The 901-nt window shown below is 41.6% G+C and carries 1 protein-coding gene; it reads left to right on the top strand.

Going from position 1 to position 901, the window contains the following annotated elements:
• A partial coding sequence (locus OCV61_RS12170; protein ID WP_262582916.1) for an MSCRAMM family protein occupies positions 1-901 on the top strand: 901 nt, incomplete at both ends.

The raw sequence follows: 901 nt of genomic DNA, 5'->3' as shown, positions 1-901 counted from the left end.
TATTCCGTAAAAGAAGATCAAGCGCCGGAAGGCTATGTAAGAAATACAGAAGATGTGTATACGTTCAAGTTTTCTTACACCAATGATAAAGAAGCAACCGTATCATTTGCCCATACCTTCAGCAATGACCGTGTGACAGCAAAGATCAATTTATTCAAAGTTGATAAAGAAACAGGAAAAGCAGTACCACAGGGAGATGCCACACTGAAAGGTGCAGTTTATGGTCTGTATGCCCGTGAAGATATCGTGCATCCGGACGGAGCAACCGGAACTATTTATAAAGCAGGAGAACAGGTAGCGTCTCTTACAACAGATGACAAAGGACAGTCTTCTGTAAAAGGTTTATATCTTGGCAAATATTATGTCAAAGAGATCACACCGCCGACCGGATACCTGGCAGATACAGAAGAGCATGATCTTGTGTGCAGTTATGAAGGAGATATGACAGCAGAAGTAAAAAGAGAGTGCACTTCCAGTGAGCAGGTCATCAAACAGCCATTTCAGATCATCAAAGCAGCCAACAATGGAAAGACCGATGCAGATCTGTTATCCGGAGCCGGATTTACAGTTTATCTGAAATCTTCCCTTACAAAGAAAGCAGATGGAAGCTATGATTTTGATTCTGTCAAACCAGTAGTGAGTGGAGAAAATGGAGCAACTGAGATTTTCACAGATGAAAAAGGGTATGCCTGCAGTATTCCATTACCATTTGGAAGCTATATCGTGCGTGAGACAACAACACCGCACAACTACAAGCCAGTCGATGATTTTGAAGTGAATATCACAGAACATCATCCAAACGAGCCACAGATCTGGCGAGTGCTTCTGGATGAAGAGTTTAAGGCAAAACTGAAAATCGTGAAAAAAGACGATGAAACAAAGAAATCTGTATTGATTGCAG

Source organism: Blautia ammoniilytica, from assembly GCF_025566965.1.
Taxonomy (GTDB): Bacteria; Bacillota; Clostridia; order Lachnospirales; family Lachnospiraceae; genus Blautia_A; species Blautia_A ammoniilytica.
This window is presented reverse-complemented; position numbering and strand designations above follow the sequence as displayed.